At 33.3% G+C, this 17,247-nt stretch carries 13 protein-coding genes and 1 pseudogene; all 14 read right to left on the reverse strand.

The window, feature by feature from the left end:
• Nucleotide 1 precedes the first annotated feature (1 nt).
• The 14 genes and pseudogenes from ASE74_RS00065 to rfbA all read right to left on the reverse strand — a co-directional run bounded on the left by ASE74_RS00065 (nt 2) and on the right by rfbA (nt 17,180).
• Nucleotides 2–856: a glycosyltransferase family 2 protein gene (locus ASE74_RS00065; RefSeq protein ID WP_055902551.1), complete on the reverse strand. Its 855-nt coding sequence runs from the start codon at nt 854–856 to the stop codon at nt 2–4.
• Nucleotides 856–2,016, reverse strand: a complete 1,161-nt coding sequence (locus tag ASE74_RS00070; protein WP_055902553.1) for an O-antigen polymerase — start codon at nt 2,014–2,016, stop codon at nt 856–858. Before ASE74_RS00070 ends, ASE74_RS00065 begins: the two co-directional genes overlap by 1 nt.
• A gap of 10 nt (nt 2,017–2,026) precedes the next feature.
• Entirely contained in the window at nt 2,027–3,226 is a 1,200-nt protein-coding gene (locus ASE74_RS00075) for a hypothetical protein (RefSeq protein ID WP_055902556.1), read from the reverse strand.
• An 82-nt stretch (nt 3,227–3,308) separates the two neighbouring features.
• Nucleotides 3,309–3,456: pseudogene (locus ASE74_RS25425) on the reverse strand (DapH/DapD/GlmU-related protein); the annotation flags it as partial.
• A 1,069-nt stretch (nt 3,457–4,525) separates the two neighbouring features.
• Nucleotides 4,526–5,569 (reverse strand): glycosyltransferase, encoded by a 1,044-nt coding sequence (locus ASE74_RS00085; RefSeq protein WP_055902559.1) that lies wholly within the window; start codon nt 5,567–5,569, stop codon nt 4,526–4,528.
• Nucleotides 5,570–5,576: 7 nt separating this feature from the next.
• Nucleotides 5,577–7,010, reverse strand: a complete 1,434-nt coding sequence (locus ASE74_RS00090) for a flippase (RefSeq protein WP_055902562.1) — start codon at nt 7,008–7,010, stop codon at nt 5,577–5,579.
• Between the two features lie 8 nt (nt 7,011–7,018).
• A complete protein-coding gene (locus ASE74_RS00095) occupies nt 7,019–8,245 on the reverse strand; it encodes an NAD(P)/FAD-dependent oxidoreductase (RefSeq protein ID WP_055902565.1) in 1,227 nt (408 codons plus the stop codon).
• A gap of 4 nt (nt 8,246–8,249) precedes the next feature.
• Nucleotides 8,250–9,197 carry a GDP-L-fucose synthase gene (locus tag ASE74_RS00100; protein WP_055902568.1) on the reverse strand — a complete coding sequence of 316 codons (948 nt, stop codon included), beginning with the start codon at nt 9,195–9,197 and terminating at the stop codon, nt 8,250–8,252.
• Complete coding sequence (gene gmd, locus ASE74_RS00105; protein ID WP_055902571.1) at nt 9,197–10,324, reverse strand: GDP-mannose 4,6-dehydratase; 1,128 nt, start codon at nt 10,322–10,324, stop codon at nt 9,197–9,199. The genes ASE74_RS00100 and gmd overlap by 1 nt, the downstream gene beginning before the upstream one ends.
• 4 nt (nt 10,325–10,328) lie before the next feature.
• Complete coding sequence (locus tag ASE74_RS00110) at nt 10,329–12,689, reverse strand: tyrosine-protein kinase (RefSeq protein ID WP_055902574.1); 2,361 nt, start codon at nt 12,687–12,689, stop codon at nt 10,329–10,331.
• A gap of 17 nt (nt 12,690–12,706) precedes the next feature.
• The gene (locus ASE74_RS00115) at nt 12,707–13,516 is read right to left on the reverse strand and encodes a polysaccharide biosynthesis/export family protein (protein ID WP_082458600.1); all 810 of its coding nucleotides are present in this window, start codon (nt 13,514–13,516) and stop codon (nt 12,707–12,709) included.
• Between the two features lie 158 nt (nt 13,517–13,674).
• The gene (locus ASE74_RS00120; protein WP_055902577.1) at nt 13,675–14,415 is read right to left on the reverse strand and encodes a tyrosine-protein phosphatase; all 741 of its coding nucleotides are present in this window, start codon (nt 14,413–14,415) and stop codon (nt 13,675–13,677) included.
• A gap of 264 nt (nt 14,416–14,679) precedes the next feature.
• Nucleotides 14,680–15,957 carry a nucleotide sugar dehydrogenase gene (locus tag ASE74_RS00125; RefSeq protein WP_055903071.1) on the reverse strand — a complete coding sequence of 426 codons (1,278 nt, stop codon included), beginning with the start codon at nt 15,955–15,957 and terminating at the stop codon, nt 14,680–14,682.
• Nucleotides 15,958–16,319: 362 nt separating this feature from the next.
• Nucleotides 16,320–17,180 (reverse strand): glucose-1-phosphate thymidylyltransferase RfbA, encoded by an 861-nt coding sequence (rfbA, locus tag ASE74_RS00130; protein ID WP_055902580.1) that lies wholly within the window; start codon nt 17,178–17,180, stop codon nt 16,320–16,322.
• Between the last annotated feature and the right edge of the window lie 67 nt (nt 17,181–17,247).

The following is a 17,247-nucleotide window of genomic DNA, read 5'->3' on the forward strand; positions in this document are numbered from 1 at the left end:
ATTAAATTTTATATGCTGATGAGTGAGCTATGGCAAATTTATAGGAATTAAACACCTGAAAAGTGTTAATAAATAATGCTGAAAATACCTTGGCAAAAATAAATTTTCTTTGCAGAAAACCAACTCCATTCGGGTATCTAGCTAAAACATTTATACCTACTCTTTTCTTTACCTCATCAAATGTCTCATTATGACTATGCTTAACATTAAACATATGGAAATAATATATTCTTCCGAACTTTCTCACAGTCTCATCAGCCCAGAAAGCATCTTCACTTGCTATAACAGGTTTAAATTTAACAGTCTCCCAATGTGATCTGGAAACAATAGAAGCTGCGTTAGAAAATCTATGATTATCTACTTTCATTTCTGGCTCAGTACTGTTGCTCGCTGGAAAGTTGTATTTCAAAAATACTTTATCATATATAGAACATCCAACCTGTTCATTTGGTACTTGCCTAAAATATCCAGAAAGAGTTCCTATTTTATCGAGAAACCTTTGAACCTCTTCAACCAAGTACTGACTTTCTAATTCAACATGGCCTGAAAAAAACAACACATGATCTCCCTTGGTTAGCTCCATCATTAGATTACACGTCTCTCCAAAAGAAAATTCTGAACTGGCTATGCTATATAAATTACAATTTTCTTTTTCCAAGAACTCCAACGTACCATCTGTACTGCCACTATCTAAAAAAACGATATCCAAATACCGGTAGAATGTCTGTGCCTTTAATGAGTCAAAAAAAAGCTTAATCCACTTGAACTCATTTTTGACGCGGGTTGCAATCGAGAATTTAATTTCTGATGTATTATCCTGCGATCTGATTTTTCTAAGAGTTTGAAACTGTTGCATTATATTTTTTTATAATTCATAAAAAACAAAATAAACCAAACATATTGGAATGCTACAGGTAAATAGAAAAAGTGATTGTAAAAAATTGAAAGTATTATACATTGAAACGTAATGGCACGGAAAAAAAACCTTTTGGAACCAGTAGCCCACCAAGTTAAATTACTTATCAACCCTATCACAAAAGCAAATATACCTAATCCATATTTGCCCATATCCATATATGAAGACATAAATGCACTGCTGACATTAAAAGCGGGTGTAACAAGATTTCCAGATACAGTATCTTGTTGGCCGAAAACAATATCTCTAATAAAACTAGGTAATAACAGTGATAGTGTATTGGGAAATAAGTAACTAAATTCGCGAACTTCAAATTGAAAGTTGAAGATTAGGTTGTTAATTGGTGTAGTAAGATAAACGTAAACCCATAGAAAGCCTGAGGGCAACCAATTAGGCCAATTATCACTCGGTTGTGCTAACTCATAAAATGCATCTGCCCCACTTCTCATGTCTCCAACTATTCCAAATAGAAAAATAACTATAAATCCATAAATAGCAACGGTCCTGATTAAGGAGAGTTTATTTTTTGCCATAATGAAAAATATAAAAGTTATCTCCATTAACATAACGATTATAACTTGACGACTTATCACGATTACATACCAAAAAATTAAAAAAAGCATGTAATATAAATACTTTTTGTCTTTATATTTTTTGAATAAATAGAATGACAAAACACAAAGCATCATTCCCAATGCATTTAACAATCCATGAACAGATTGTATACCAAAATCAAAGTATGTTTTGCCATTTTTTAAAAGTAGCCAGAGTACAGGTACTCCTCCTGAAACGATAATTTCAATAATGGTTAGAAATACCCAGATTTTGATAAATAAAAAATATCGATTTTTTAGTTTTAAGCTTAGATCTACAACAGATACACCTATCTTTATTTTTTTCTTTGGAAGAAATCCAACTAAATACCCTGCAGTAAAGCAGGCAAAGACCATTAAGAAAAATGTTATTGCATCATTTACTGATGATTCAAGCAAATTACTTAGCCTTAAAGACAGCAGGAAAATAACGAATATCCATGTACCTGCAAATAAAAGCACTGGCTGGAAATATTTCATTATGACATTATCGGTAAGTCTTGGCATATATAATTATTTAGTTCGAGTCTGAAATATGATTGCTAACAAAGCACAGTTGCATTTTAAAATCTTTTGATATATTTTCGTTCGACAATTGATTTTGTGCCTTTTTTAAGTTTTCTAACTGCTCAAAATATTCTTGTTTCTTTTCTCCTTTAATTATTAACCTTATTAGTTCAGCCATATCATCAATACTTTCACACAGATATCCAATATTACCTAACTTATCAAAATAGTACTCTAAATAGCTATTTTTTATTGCAATTATTGGTTTAAGGTATTTTACCGCATCAAAAAAAGTACCACTTGGGCAAAGTTCATAGTATCCTCCTGTTTTAAAAAAATATATAAAATAGTTTGACTTAGCTAAAGATTCTTCATAAACTGAATTAGGAATAAAGCTTCCGTCTCTTTTTAAAATATCTACAAATTCATTTATAAATGGTTGAAGTTCGGTTGCTACACTTCCAATTTGAGTTAGCTTTAATTCATTATTGGAAATATGAGTTCTAAGTATTTGAGCCAAATCAAAAAGTGATTCTGAATTCTTAATTAATGTTGCCGTACCAATATTCGACAAAGTTAGAATTTCTCCATTAGTTTTATTAAAAAGGTTATTACTAGAATATTCATAAGGGTGATCAATGACAATAAAAGAATTGTCAGAGATGGATGGGGTTGTGGCTATTAATTTATCCTTTATACTTTTACCATAAATTAAAGAGTTGTTAAACTTTAAATTTCTATTAACCATCATTTTTTTAATAAAATAGCGGAAAATTTTTGTAACAAGCTTCTTTTTATCCAAAAGTAGCACGCCCAAATCACCATGATGGCAAATGATAATTTTTTGTTTATATAGACCCGCTAAAAAATTCACAAACAATGCCGTAAATGGGAAACATGAAGTAAAGACAATGAGTTTCGCTCCATGTTTTTTTGCTTGTCTGAACATTTTACAGGATAATCTTGCCTGTCTGAAAAACTTTAGCGCTAAGTTAGTCTTCTTATCCTCTTTGGGTTTATACTTGTAACTATTTAAGACCAAATTTTGTTTGCTCAAATATGGCTTTTCAAGTAGCCTTTTAGAATGCAATTCATCTGCGTATAAATGTATTATATCGCCCGAAAATGTGATTTGCAATATTTCCAAAATACCAGCATTTACTATCACATGTTTCTCCCCCTGCATCTGTGGCTCAACTACTATAATCATCTTTTGAAGTAAATTAATTAATCAAACCATGGTAACCATGTTGGGTTATAATCAAGATCTTTAGATCTATCCTTTATAAATTTAGCAGGTACGCCACCAACCATTGTATAAGGCAGAACATCTTTGGTAACCAGAGCACCAGCACAAACGATAGCTCCTTCTCCTATGACTACTCCAGGTAAAATTGTTGCCCGCGATCCTATCCATACGAAATTACCAATAACAATATCCTTAGATCTAAAAGCAAAATTTCTAGAATTAATATCGTGATCACCTGTAATAATGTGTACATGAGGAGAGATAGATGTAAAGTTGCCAATCTTTAATTTTCCTCGGCCGTCTAAAAAACATTCTCGATTAATAACACATCCATTACCTATCTCAATATTTTTGCCATAAATAAAACAATTTAAATGAATGCTTGATTGCTTCCCTAACTTGATTTTTATCACTTTTCGATAATAAAAATGCCTTAACCAATAGAAAGGAATTTTATTAACCCAATAGTTTGGGAAATAATCAAATATGAATGCTTTAAAAATAGTATAAAGGCCTAATAATGGTGAATTACTTAAAGAAATAAGTATAACCATTTTTATATATGTAGCAGTTACTAATGGTGTGATTTTCTTATGCACCCGCAATACATTCAGCCTTTTTTTTAAAAAAACACTACTTTTCTTAAAATTGTCATCAGTAACGGTTATATTTCTATCATAAAATTTTATATTATTTTCATTTTTAGAGAAGCGAACTAGCAAGTCGTAATCAAACAAATAATTTTTATCAAATCCAATTGGAAAATTCTTTTCTAATATAAAATTTCTCTTCACAATTATTTCACCGAATAAGGGAGGGATACCTTGTAAAGGGTTATTTGTATTATATGATGAAACTTTATCAACAAGGGCCCCGTCTGGAAGCCTAATTTTTTGTCTGCCATAAAGTAAGTCTAATTCCGTAGTTACAAGATAGTCTACGAGATCTTTGACAGACTCTCTTTCATAGAATTGTAGACTAGATGGCAGAACATATAAATATATCCCTGTAGACACCTCTATCGCCTGTTTTAAACTAAACCCAAAATCAGTTCCCTCATCGTCAATATGAGTATACTTCACTTTGTCAATCCTGGAAAATGTTTTAGCTACAGAAGCTTTAGCCCCTAACACAATTAACTCGATTTTTTTCTCAGACATAAGTATACTTTCGACCAAATGGTCAAAAATTAACGAGGTCTTCTCTTCAAGTATTAAAACAATTGATAGAATTACTTTGCTTTCCATATTAAATAATCAACTATGGCTTTATTTTTCCATTAAGTCTCTTTTTAAGTTCGATTGAATTATCAACCACTCTTTCTGAAGTATTAAAGTAACCTTTTAAATAACTTTTTATATAGTAATATTTAATCATTTGCTGTTGATAAAAAGCAAATATTAAAACTTTAAAATTATATTTTTCAGATCTAAATCGGAGCCAATTTAAAAAAGTTGATATATATGATTTAAATCCTATTGCAAGCATTAAGTTGATAACAATAGCAATAATATTTACATCCTTTTCAAGGATATAAAATGTTATATTAAAAATTAAAAGAACAATAAAAAGAACTTGAAAGGATAGAGATATTAAATGCTTAAATAACATTGATACATTTGATTTGGCCTCTCCTTCTCCCAAACCATATCTTCCAGCTTCTTTCAAAAAGCCTATAGGCAAAACGTGACGTCCCCAAAAAACATTAGCTTCATCAACCATTAAAATTTTGTACCCTGAAGCTTTCACCTCCAATCCAAATATAAAATCATCTCCCGCTAAAGTTAACCATTCGCAATATCCCCCTATTTTATCAAATACTTCTCGTCTGTAAGCTATTGATCTAGATGAAGGTATAAAATTGGCAGCTTTAACATTGATATTATAGCCATTATTATTAATATATGCAGCTTTAGCTGCGAGTGAATTTTGATCGGCCTCAATAACACTAAAGCTTCCACCTACAACCATTACTTCAGGATTTAAAAGAGGATTAGTAATTGATTCAAGCCATTTATTAGTAAAGCGGCAGCCAAAATCCGTACTTGCAATAATATCATACTTTGCTGTTCTAATGGCAAGATTACGTCCCTCTGCTACATTACAGCGATGTTTCTGTAATACAATAATAGGAATGTTTGAGGTATCTCTCCATTCTAAAAGTTTTTCGTAAGTTCCATCAGAAGATCCAGCATCGGTAATGATAATTTCAGAAGGTTTTACAGTCTGACTTTCCAGGTCAGCTATAGTTTTTTCTAAACGACTACTTTCATTAAATACTGTTGATACTAAGCTAATTTGCATAAATAATTTACTTTTTAAACTTCAAAATATTAGATACTATTTCATCAACAAACTTATTTCTAAACAATAGTAACTGGAATAATATAAAACTAACTATATATACAAAAATTGATAAAGCCATCATTGATAGAGACGATAAGTAGTTCTTGAGGCCAAGAGTAAATAAAAAACTTGGTAGTAAAGATAAAACAATTAGAGACAATAGTTTATAGTCAAAAGTTATAGCTATATTCTTTCTTGCCCATATATATATATATATACAAACGGTTAGTTCTGCTAACAAACAAGAAATTGCTGCCCCTGTAAAACTATAAATCGGAATTAATATAAAGTTAGCCGTAAGACTCACAATAAGTCCTAAAATAGTGGCGTGTAGTATTTTTCTCTCTTGCCCAATAGGTAATAAATATTGTGTTCCAAAAACATTGCATAACCCGATGATTAGAGGAATTAAAGATAGAATTCGTAATACATTGATAGCTGGCAAATATTTTTCACCGGAAATTATAGTTAAAATTTCTTTAGGAAAAACAACACAAAAAAAAGAAAAAGGTAAAGCAATTAAGAATATTACATTAATTGACTTCGCCATTAGATCCCTAATCGCTTCATTGTTTTTATTGGCATGTAACACTGACATCCGTGGAATTAATACTGTTCCTATACCAGCGATTAGCAGCCAAAACATCTTTACTAATTTCAAGGGTACGTTGTAAAAACTAACCGCTACTGGTGTTGTAAAAAAACCCAAAATAACTGTATCTAAAACAGTATATACGCTTATAGAAACATTTATGCTAAATAGAACTAATAGTGGTTTAAGATGAATTGACAAATTTAATCTCTCAGGCCATCCCTTATAGAAATGTTTATAGAAATTGTAAAAATTAAGAAATGAATTTGCAAATACTAGCAATGAAAGAATTAAAAAATAAAGAATATAATCATCTTGCTGCTTAACCAATACCAATATTGCTATTACGCTAAGGCTTTTGATTATTAATGATCTTTTGGTTATGTAACTGAAATTTTCTATTCCTTGATAGTACCACTCGATCAAAAATGAATTTGACAAGATTGATAAACATGCAATCTGTATTAAACTAATTTGAGAGCCCAATTTTGGGATAAAAAAATGTAGGGCAAAAAAAATACAGCAACAAGTAAGTGCCAAGAAAAATTGTAATATTACAAGCTCTACAACTAGATCAGAATTTCTTTTTACATCATGTTTATGTTTTGCAATTTCTCTAACACCATAGAATGGTATACCTAAAGAAGACAAAATGATGAAATATTGCGAAAATGCATCAATAAAAAATATACTGCCTAAACCATTACTTGAAAGAACCCTTGTTACATATGGAAACGTAATTAAAGGAAATAATATTGTTGATGAAGTAAGTATAAAATTACTTATTACGTTCTTTTTTAAACTCATTTTATCATTTAGGCCAAATTTATTTTTTGTGCTAGGTCTAAACTGCTTTTAATGCAAACATCCATATTGTAATACTGCCACTCACCAAATCTACCTAGGGTATGAAGGCCAATATCTTGAAGATATTTTTTAACAGCAGTTGTCGCTGAATCGTAATTCTCATCAAAAACTACATAGGCATGTTCTGAAACATTATAATCAATAGGTCTTTTCAAAAAACTATCTTTTTTACCGTTCTCTATCATCTCTTCCTTGGTCTTCTCTCCCACAACCTCCGACATTGAATAATTTTTCTTTGGCTTGAAGAAACTTCCAATATGAATATATCTATGAAAAAAATTGTACGATTCAGGTATATAAGTCCAGGTTCTATCTGTTTCTTCAGTTTCCCAGAACATGGTAGTTACTTTATTATAGCGTAATTTATCTGCTGCATCTAAAACTTCATCAGGAGTATCCTTTATTAAATGTGGCAATATGTTTAAAGGCAATGTACTTATCACTAAATCATACTCTTTTTCCCCGTTTACAAGCCATTTTTTTCCTTTCTTTTCTATTGTATTTACAGTAAAGTCAGTTAAAATTGTTAAGCCCTCTGCTAACTTATCTATAAAAGTATTTTGATTATTAGTATCTGGGTAGTAAAAACTTGCATGTGGCATTTTGTCACTCTCATTACTAATTAAACCCTTAAAAAATGATTCCTTATTCGGGATAGGCAATTTTCCATCTACCCAAGCAGGGCTCATTTCACTCGGAGGCCTATTCCAAATTTTAGAATTATAAGGGATAAAGTAAGTTTCCGCTAATGTATTACCGAATTTTTTTCTAAACCAGTCTTCCAAATTTTCATAAACATTATCGTCCTCTGCGCTCAAAAAATCTTTAGTAATATCAATTGCTAGCTCTGGCGCAAAGTCATGAATCTGTTGTATTGCGTACTCTATGGGATAAGAAACCTCTTCTCCCCTTAATTTTATTACGGCATTACGTTGAACCTGATGCCAGCTGTCTTTTGGCAAAACTTCATTAAAAACAAAGTCCATTACATCAGGATATTTGGAGTTAAAGCAATGCCCACCTACAGGATGATATGCAACACCTTCGATAGTTTTTGTTCTCGCAATTCCACCATGTATTGAATGCCTTTCAAGTAATTCAACATCATGTTGCTTGGACAGCATTCGTCCTATACTCAGGCCGGAAATACCAGCTCCTAATATCCCAATTTTCATTTAATTAATTCTTTTTGTTTTTAAAATCTTCATAAGCCAATCTTAGCCCTTTTTCTAAAGTGGTCGCATAAGTCCATCCAAGATTAGTTAATTTAGAAACATCCATTAGCTTCCTTGGTGTACCATCTGGTTTATTGGTATCAAAATTAATTTCACCATGAAAGCCAACGACATCCCTAATCATAAAAGCCAACTCCTTAATACTTAAATCTTCACCACAGCCTATATTTACTAGACCAGCATCATTATAATTCCTCATTAAATGAATACATGCATCTGCAAGATCATCAGCATACAAAAACTCTCTTTTTGGAGAGCCACTACCCCATATGCTTACAGATGATAAATTGTTAATTTTAGCTTCATCAAACCTTCTGATCAAAGCAGGTAATACATGCGAGTTCTCAGGATGATAATTATCATTCAAACCATAAAGATTCGTGGGCATCACAGATATGTAGTTACAACCGAATTGCTGGCGATAGGCATCACACATCTTAATTCCTGCAATCTTAGCAATCGCATAAGGCTCATTGGTAGGCTCCAATTCACCTGTTAACAAATACTCTTCTTTGAGGGGTTGAGGAGCCATTTTTGGATAGATACATGATGAACCCAAAAACATCAATTTTTTCACATCAACACTTCTTGATGACTCGATAATGTTACTCTGAATCATGAGATTCTCATAAATAAAATCTCCTCTATAAGTATTATTAGCAACAATACCGCCTACTTTAGCAGCAGCTAAAAAAACATAGTCAGGCCGTTCATCCTCAAAAAAAACCTTTACAGCGCGTTGATCTCTTAAATCAAGTTCTGCTGAAGTACGGAAAACAAGATTAGTAAAACCTTTTTTTTGTAATTTTCTAAGTATTGCCGAGCCAACCATTCCTCGATGCCCCGCTATATACACCTTTGCATTTTTATCGTGAAAATACAATTCAGACATTATTCGTATTGATTTTTAATGGTATAACCATGAGATTTCAATAGTGATTCTTTCCTGAAATGATCCACGTCAGCCGCCACCATTTCTTTTACTAATGCAGCCAAATCATATTTAGGTTCCCATCCTAATTTAGTTTTTGATTTGGTAGGGTCTCCAATCAACAAATCAACCTCTGTAGGACGGAAATAAGTAGGGTCAACCCCTACAACCTCCGTTCCAATCTCAACTTGAAATTCAGGATTTGAACATGCGGATACGATACCTTTTTCTTCAACGCCTTCTCCAGTAAAATTAATTGTTATCCCAACTTCAGCAAAGGCCAAACGCACAAATTCACGAACTCTCGTAGTCACGCCTGTAGCAATTACGAAGTCTTCTGCAATATCTTGCTGTAATATCCTCCACATGGCCTCAACGTAGTCCTTAGCATGCCCCCAGTCACGTTCCGCATCCAGATTGCCTAAAAATAATTTCTTCTGTAGACCTTGGGCTATTTTAGCAACCGCACGGGTGATTTTACGAGTCACAAAAGTCTCACCTCTTAAAGGGCTTTCATGATTAAACAATATACCATTACAAGCGAACATACCATACGCCTCGCGATAATTTTTAGTAATCCAAAAGCCATAGATCTTTGCTACCCCATATGGTGATCGTGGATAGAAAGGTGAATTTTCATCATAAAATCCCTTATCATTTTTGTTTTCTGGCATCCCACCATATAATTCAGATGTGGATGCCTGATAAACCTTAGTCTTTTTTTCCAAGCCTAAGATTCTAACTGCCTCCAATATCCGTAAAGTTCCGATTCCGTCCACATTAGCAACATATTCAGGTGAATCAAACGACACCTTTACATGACTCATTGCACCTAAATTATAAATTTCATCTGGTTGCACCTCTTGAACAAGTCTGATTAAATTAGTCGAATCGGTTAAATCTCCATAATGCAGTTTAAACCTAACATTATCATCATGTGGATCTTGATAAAGATGATCAATACGATCTGTATTAAACAAAGAACTTCTTCTTTTAATTCCGTGGACCATATAACCTTTATCTAGCAACAGTTCCGCTAGATATGCTCCATCTTGTCCTGTTATACCCGTAATTAGTGCAACTTTCATTTTTCTACGAATTTTTAAATATATTTTTAAGCTTAGTTAATGAATTAGGCTTTTTATTTTCCCCGTAGGTACCATAGCCATAACCATAGCCATAAAGTTTGGTATCGATATCATTCACAACTATACCTAAGTTTTTCATTTTACCACTTGTAAACAATTCTTCAACTATGTTTAGTTGATTCTTTTGTGTAACCTTTTGACGCACTAAGTAAAGTGTTACATCGGCGTATATAGATAGCAATTGTGCATCAGTTATAATTCCGATAGGAGGAGCATCCATTATAATATAATCAAATTGAGTTTTTAATTCTTCGATCAGCCCAGGTGTATGTTCACTTAATAATGTTTCAGCAGGGTTTGGCGGTAGTGGACCTGAAGAGATAATAAACATATTTTTATTTATCGTTAATGGCTTAACAATGTCAGTAACTTTGATTTCAGGGCTAATTGTATAATTGCTAAAGCCAACCGAGTTATCAATGCCCAATTTTGCCGAAAGACCAGGTTTTCTCAGGTCAAACTCCATTAATAATACCTTTTTACCTGCCAGTGCAAGAATATTACCAAGATTTATTGCCGTAAATGATTTTCCCTCACCACTCATACTAGATGTAAGAAGAATAACCTTTTCGTTGTTATTCTTTAAATAGAATGAAAGATTAGTCCTTAGTGCCCTAAATTGTTCAGATATGGCCGATCTTCCTTGATTTGCTACAATTAAATTATCATCACTTTCGTTATGATTTATTTCGCCAATTACTGGAACTTGCGTCAATCCACCGATTTCATCCTTAGTAGTAACAGTTGTATTGAATAATGCTTGACTAAAAATTATTATTATAGGAAGCAAAATGCCAATAATTAACCCAATGGTATAAACTATATTTTTTTTAGGGGCAATTGGAAATAGTTCAGATTTTGGCGGGTCAATGGTTTTTGCAATTGAAATATTAGCTGTTTTTGAAATATTTGTTTCTTCCGCCTTCTGCATTAGAAAGATGTATAGCTCTTGCTTGATCTGTTGGTTTCTAGCTAACTTCAAATAATTTTTCTCAACTTCCGGAACTCCTGAAATTTTACCCTCTGCTTTTAACAACTGACTTTTAAGCCTGTTTCTAGTCAGTATGGCTGAACTTTTACTACTCTGAACATTTGAAAGTATATCACTTTTCAATCCCTTTATCTGAGTATCGATATTTTGAATGAATGGACTTTCTTCAGTTACACTTAACAGTTGTTTTTCTCTTTCAATTAAAAGCGCATTATATTGGCTCATTAAATTAGAGAAAACCATATCGGTTGGTATTAGTGCTGACGGAAAAACCCGCTTCACATTATTTTCATCAGTCAGATATTTCTCCAGATCATTTAGCACGCTTACTTGAGTCTCCGCTTTTGCCAGATCCGTACTAAATTCGCCAGTATTCTGCACTAGAAGTTTACCCTGCTCACTCATGTCTGCCAATTGATTCCTTTGCTTAAAGCTTTCCACGTTATTTTCAACGTCACCTAATTCTGCGGCAATAACATTAAGACGTTCCTTGATAAAACGATAAGTACTATCAGCTACAGCATTCTTATCACTTAGATTAGACTGTGTATATCTATTAATGAGTGTATTCAAAATATCCTCTCCCTTCGCCGGCACAGGGTAAGATAAACCCAAGTCGATTATGCTGACTTGTTTATTACTTACTGTAACACTAAGCTGTTTCATGAGTGATGCAACTCGAGTATCAATAGAGTTAACTTTTATAAAGTATTCACTTTCATCCATTTTAAACCCGGAGTTTTCTATTAGTTGGATTATCCCTACTCCTGGAACGTTAAATTTTTCGCCAAATGCAACTGTTTTTGCAAAGTCCCGGCTAGTAATTTTTAGTTTAGTTGTAGCAACTTTTATTACCTTAAAGTCAGTAGCATTAATTGTATCAACACTTTTAATGAAAACTAGGCTAATAGGAGATCTATAAAGTTCACGTACAAAAAACTCAGTTTTTTTTGAATAAACAACATTTAATTGCATATCCCTAACAACCTGTTCCATTAAAAAACGAGTTTTTAAAATTTCGGCTTCATTATCAACAGAATTTTTTGATCCCATAAGCCCTCCTAAATCCATTAGAGAACTAGCTTGCTTACCTAGATTACCACCCTTTTCATCGTCATTAACGATAAGCTTAGCTCTAATTTGATAGGTTGGAGCGGTATATTTCCCATATATAAAAGCTATTAATAAACATACAAAAATACTTATAACAAACCAAGGCCACTTATTTAGTAATTTGTTTATTATATCTTTAATATTGATGCTATCCTCTTCTTCTATATGGGAAACCATATTTCTTTCGGTTAGATTATTCATTATAATTTATACGGGATCTATTTAAAACTAGAAATGGCAAGCACAATTACTGAAATAACAGAAGCAATCACGCCAATCGTTTGTACTTGGGCAGAGTTAGAGGCAGATACCTTGCGTTTGTTTGGCTCTACATATACAACATCATTCTGCTTCAGGTAATAAAATGGACTATTAAATACCTTGCTACTATTTAAATCTAGTCTAACAAACTCTTTTTTACCATTATTATCTCTGACAATTAAAATATTATCTCTTCTACCATAAATCGTCAAATCACCAGCAAGACTAAGCGCATCCAATATACTTACTTTCTCATTAGGCAAAGTGTAAGCGGAGGGTGAATTAACCTCACCAAGAACACTAACTTTAAAATTTGCAAATCTTAATTGGACATTCGGTTCTTTGTAAACAGCCGCAGCTTTTTCTCTTATCAATTCGCGTGCTTGATAAGTTGTCAAACCTGCTACCTTAACTTTTCCGATAAGAGAAAGCTCTACATCACCGTTCCTATCAACTAAAAAACCTGAAACTTGCTGAGCAGCAACTGCTGTGTTAGCACCTCCACCTAAAACAGTGTTGCTTGCCGCTTGGTTAACTATCGCCCCACTCTGTGGATTGAGCGTAAAAATATTTATACTTAGAATGTCGTCAGACTGTATTACAGGCTCTGTGAAAATAGCTGCACTATCTAATTTAGCTTGTTTAATAGACTGAATATCCTGAAAATATGCTATTTTTTTATTACTTACACAGGATGTGGTAAGAGCTACTACTGCAGAAAATATCAAGTATCTCAGCCCTTTAATTACATTATTCTTATTACTCATAGGTATATATCCGTTCAAAATGCTAAAAATCATTTCAAACCGGTTGCAAACTTAATCATTTAATTGTAAAAGAAGAAAACCGTTGCGAGGATTATCTGTCACTCTCTTAGAGTTAATAATATTTTAAGTTATTTAACAATTGTTTATTTTAGCCATTACTAAGCTAACACAGAAGAAAATACTTGTTGATTTTTGAACTCATAATTGCCAATTAGGTCAAAAAGCTTCCCTGAATGAACTGCTTCAGTTAATGTATTCAGATGTTTATCATGGTGTAAATCAGTACCAACAAAATCATACATTTTTTCCTTGATTAATGTCTCAGCTAGCTGTTTCACTTCTTTACCATAGTATCCTAAAATAGATAAGATATTAAGCTGGAATAAACAATTTTTCTCTTTAAACCTTTTCAGTCTACTTTTATCCTTAAAATAAAACGTATAGCGTTCAGGATGAGCCAAAATAGGTTTGTAACCTTTGATCTCTAAATCAAAAATGGTTTGGCTAATTCCTGGGCTTTCGTTTAAATAGGACATCTCAATCAATAAATGCTTTTGATCGAGGCTACAAAGTTTACCATCCATTTTAAAATCCTGATCAATCATATATTCTGCACCTGCACTAAGCTTAATTAATATATTCGCTTTATCCATTTCCATTTGGAGCAGTTTTTTTGCTTTAAATATCGTCTCCCTATTATTTGGATACAATTCTTGATAAATATGAGGAGTAGCGATCAGCTGATGAAACCCTAACTCTTGAAGTGATTTAACAAAACGTAATGAAGTCTCAACATTTTGTGATCCATCATCAACACCAGGCAAGATATGCGAATGAATATCAACACCAAGCCAAGAAATATCGGTAACCTTATTTTTTTTTGTAAAAAAGCTTAACATACAATTATAAAAAATGGTAAGGATTATATAAAATCATTAAAAATCCATGTAAATAGAACATCATTTAGAACAAAATCGGGATGATTATTATTAATCTGTAACCATTAAAAGCCAAAATTATTATACAGAGTGAACCTTAACATTCAAATTTAGAATAAAGATAGTAATTACAAATTTACGAGTAGAGGAAATGAGACAAAAAGTAGATCTTTTAGTTGAGTTCTGCACTATTAACAGCAATCAACTTACTACTACTTATCCTATTTACAACCTGGCATCCACTAAACTTCGTTGTAGGTAAGATTTTGTATCAAAAATAACAGTCCCATTATCCTTAAATCCCGCATAATCCAGTTCTAAAAACTGTTTGTGCGCCACAGCTAAAATCACCACATCATAATCTTTAAATTCACTCCTTTCGATCAGATCGATATTATAATCCGCTTTCACCTCATTTGCATTGGCCCAGGGGTCATACACATCAACATTCATACTGAATGACTTGAGCTCTTTATAAATATCAATTACGCGGGTATTGCGCGTATCGGGGCAATTTTCCTTAAATGCAAAACCAAGGATGAGCGCGCTGGCACCGTTAATAACTTTATCTCTGGCAACCAGCATTTTGATCACCTTATTAGCTACAAACATCCCCATATTATCGTTTACCCTTCGTCCAGATAAAATCACTTCAGGTTTATAACCCATAGCTTCCGATTTATGCGCCAGGTAATAAGGATCTACACCAATGCAATGCCCCCCAACCAAACCAGGTTTGTAATTTAAAAAATTCCACTTGGTAGCAGCAGCAGCCAACACATCAGTCGTATCAATCTCCATCCGGTCGAAAATTAAGGCCAGTTCGTTTACAAAAGAAATATTCACGTCCCTCTGTGCATTTTCTATCGCTTTAGATGCTTCAGCAACTTTAATGCTTGGGGCCAAATGTGTGCCGGCGGTAATAATGGAAGCGTAAAGTTGATTAATTTCAACAGCAATTGCAGGAGTAGAGCCCGAGGTAACTTTTTTGATTTTAGTTAGCGTATTAATTTTATCTCCCGGATTAATCCTTTCTGGTGAATAACCACAGAAAAAGTCGATGTTATATTTCAAACCCGATATTTTCTCTAGAACAGGAACACAATCATCCTCAGTACAACCCGGATAAACAGTAGATTCATAAATGACAATATCACCAGGCTTAAGGACAATACCTAACATTTTACTGGCAGCAAGTAAAGGTTGCAAATCTGGCCGTTTAAGATGATCGATCGGAGTCGGTACCGTAACGATATAGATCGTGCATTTTGCCAGGTCGGCTATATTGGCACTCAATGTTAAACCTGGTGCAGATGCAGCAACTACATTTCTTAGATCTTCCAGGTCGGCTTCATTTGTTCGGTCTTGTAAATTATTTAACTCAGCCACCCGGTTTTCATTGGTATCAAAACCAATAACATCATATTTTTTAGCAAATTCGATAGCTAGGGGTAAGCCAACATAACCCAACCCAATAATAGCAATCTGCTTTTGTGTAGTCATTTTTTCTTTCGGTAATTGGCCAAAGATAAGATAAATCAGTAAAAGCTTTAATTGTACCTGATTCAACTCTAGAAATCGTAAGCCACAAAGCTCACAAACAAAAAAATAATATCAAACAGATAAGAGCAACGTAATGCTTAAAGGAACTGTCTCTTGTATGGCAAAGACTGCAGATTTTGTAGGAGAAGTTAATTTATGATATTACTTATTCATAATTCTACTATAATTTTCGTCCTCCGAGGAGGCGGGAATCTCATGCAATACGATTAGCCTCGCGAACAACAAACGCAAAAAATCTCCAACCAATACCATCGTATCAACTGGAGATTTATTTTAATGCGTTGTTAAACTATATTAACCTTTTACTTAATCTGTTTTAGCAGGTAACTACCATAGCCACTTTTAACCAATGGCGTAGCAATAGCCTTAAGTTGTGCTGCATCAATAAAGCCCATGCGGTAGGCAATTTCTTCAATACAACCTATTTTCAATCCTTGTCTTTCTTCAATAATCTGAACAAACTGACCCGCCTGCATTAAAGAAGTAAAAGTACCTGTATCCAACCAGGCAGTACCCCGGCTCAACACACCAACCTTTAATTTATTTCGTTCTAAATACACACGGTTTACATCAGTAATCTCGTATTCTCCACGTGGAGAAGGTTTAATGTTTTTTGCAATTTCCACAACTTCATTATCATAAAAATACAATCCAGGCACCGCATAATCAGATTTTGGCTCAACTGGTTTTTCTTCAATTGAAATAGCATTTTTATCCGCATCAAACTCAACCACACCGTAACGTTCAGGATCAGCTACCTGATAGGCAAATACTACACCACCATCCGGATCAGAACTGGCTTGTAACAATTTAGCCATTCCGTCACCATGAAAAATATTATCGCCCAATACCAGGGCCACTTTATCCTTGCCGATAAAATCTTCCCCAATAACAAAAGCTTGTGCTAAACCGTTTGGTTCTGCTTGTACAGCATAACTAAATTTACAGCCTAAACTTGCCCCGTCACCCAACAACTTCTCAAAATTAGGGAGATCATGTGGGGTAGAAATAATTAGGATTTCTTTAATCCCAGCCAACATTAAGGTAGATAGGGGGTAATAAATCATCGGTTTATCATAAACCGGCATCATCTGTTTACTACAGGCAAGCGTTAAAGGATGCAAACGTGTTCCGCTGCCGCCAGCTAAGATTATACCTTTCATATTTGTTAATCAGTTTTTAAAATACAATTAACAGGTTTAAACAATTTAAACAGTTAACCATTAATAA

The sequence above is a fragment of the Pedobacter sp. Leaf216 genome (genome assembly GCF_001421515.1).
GTDB lineage: Bacteria > Bacteroidota > Bacteroidia > Sphingobacteriales > Sphingobacteriaceae > Pedobacter.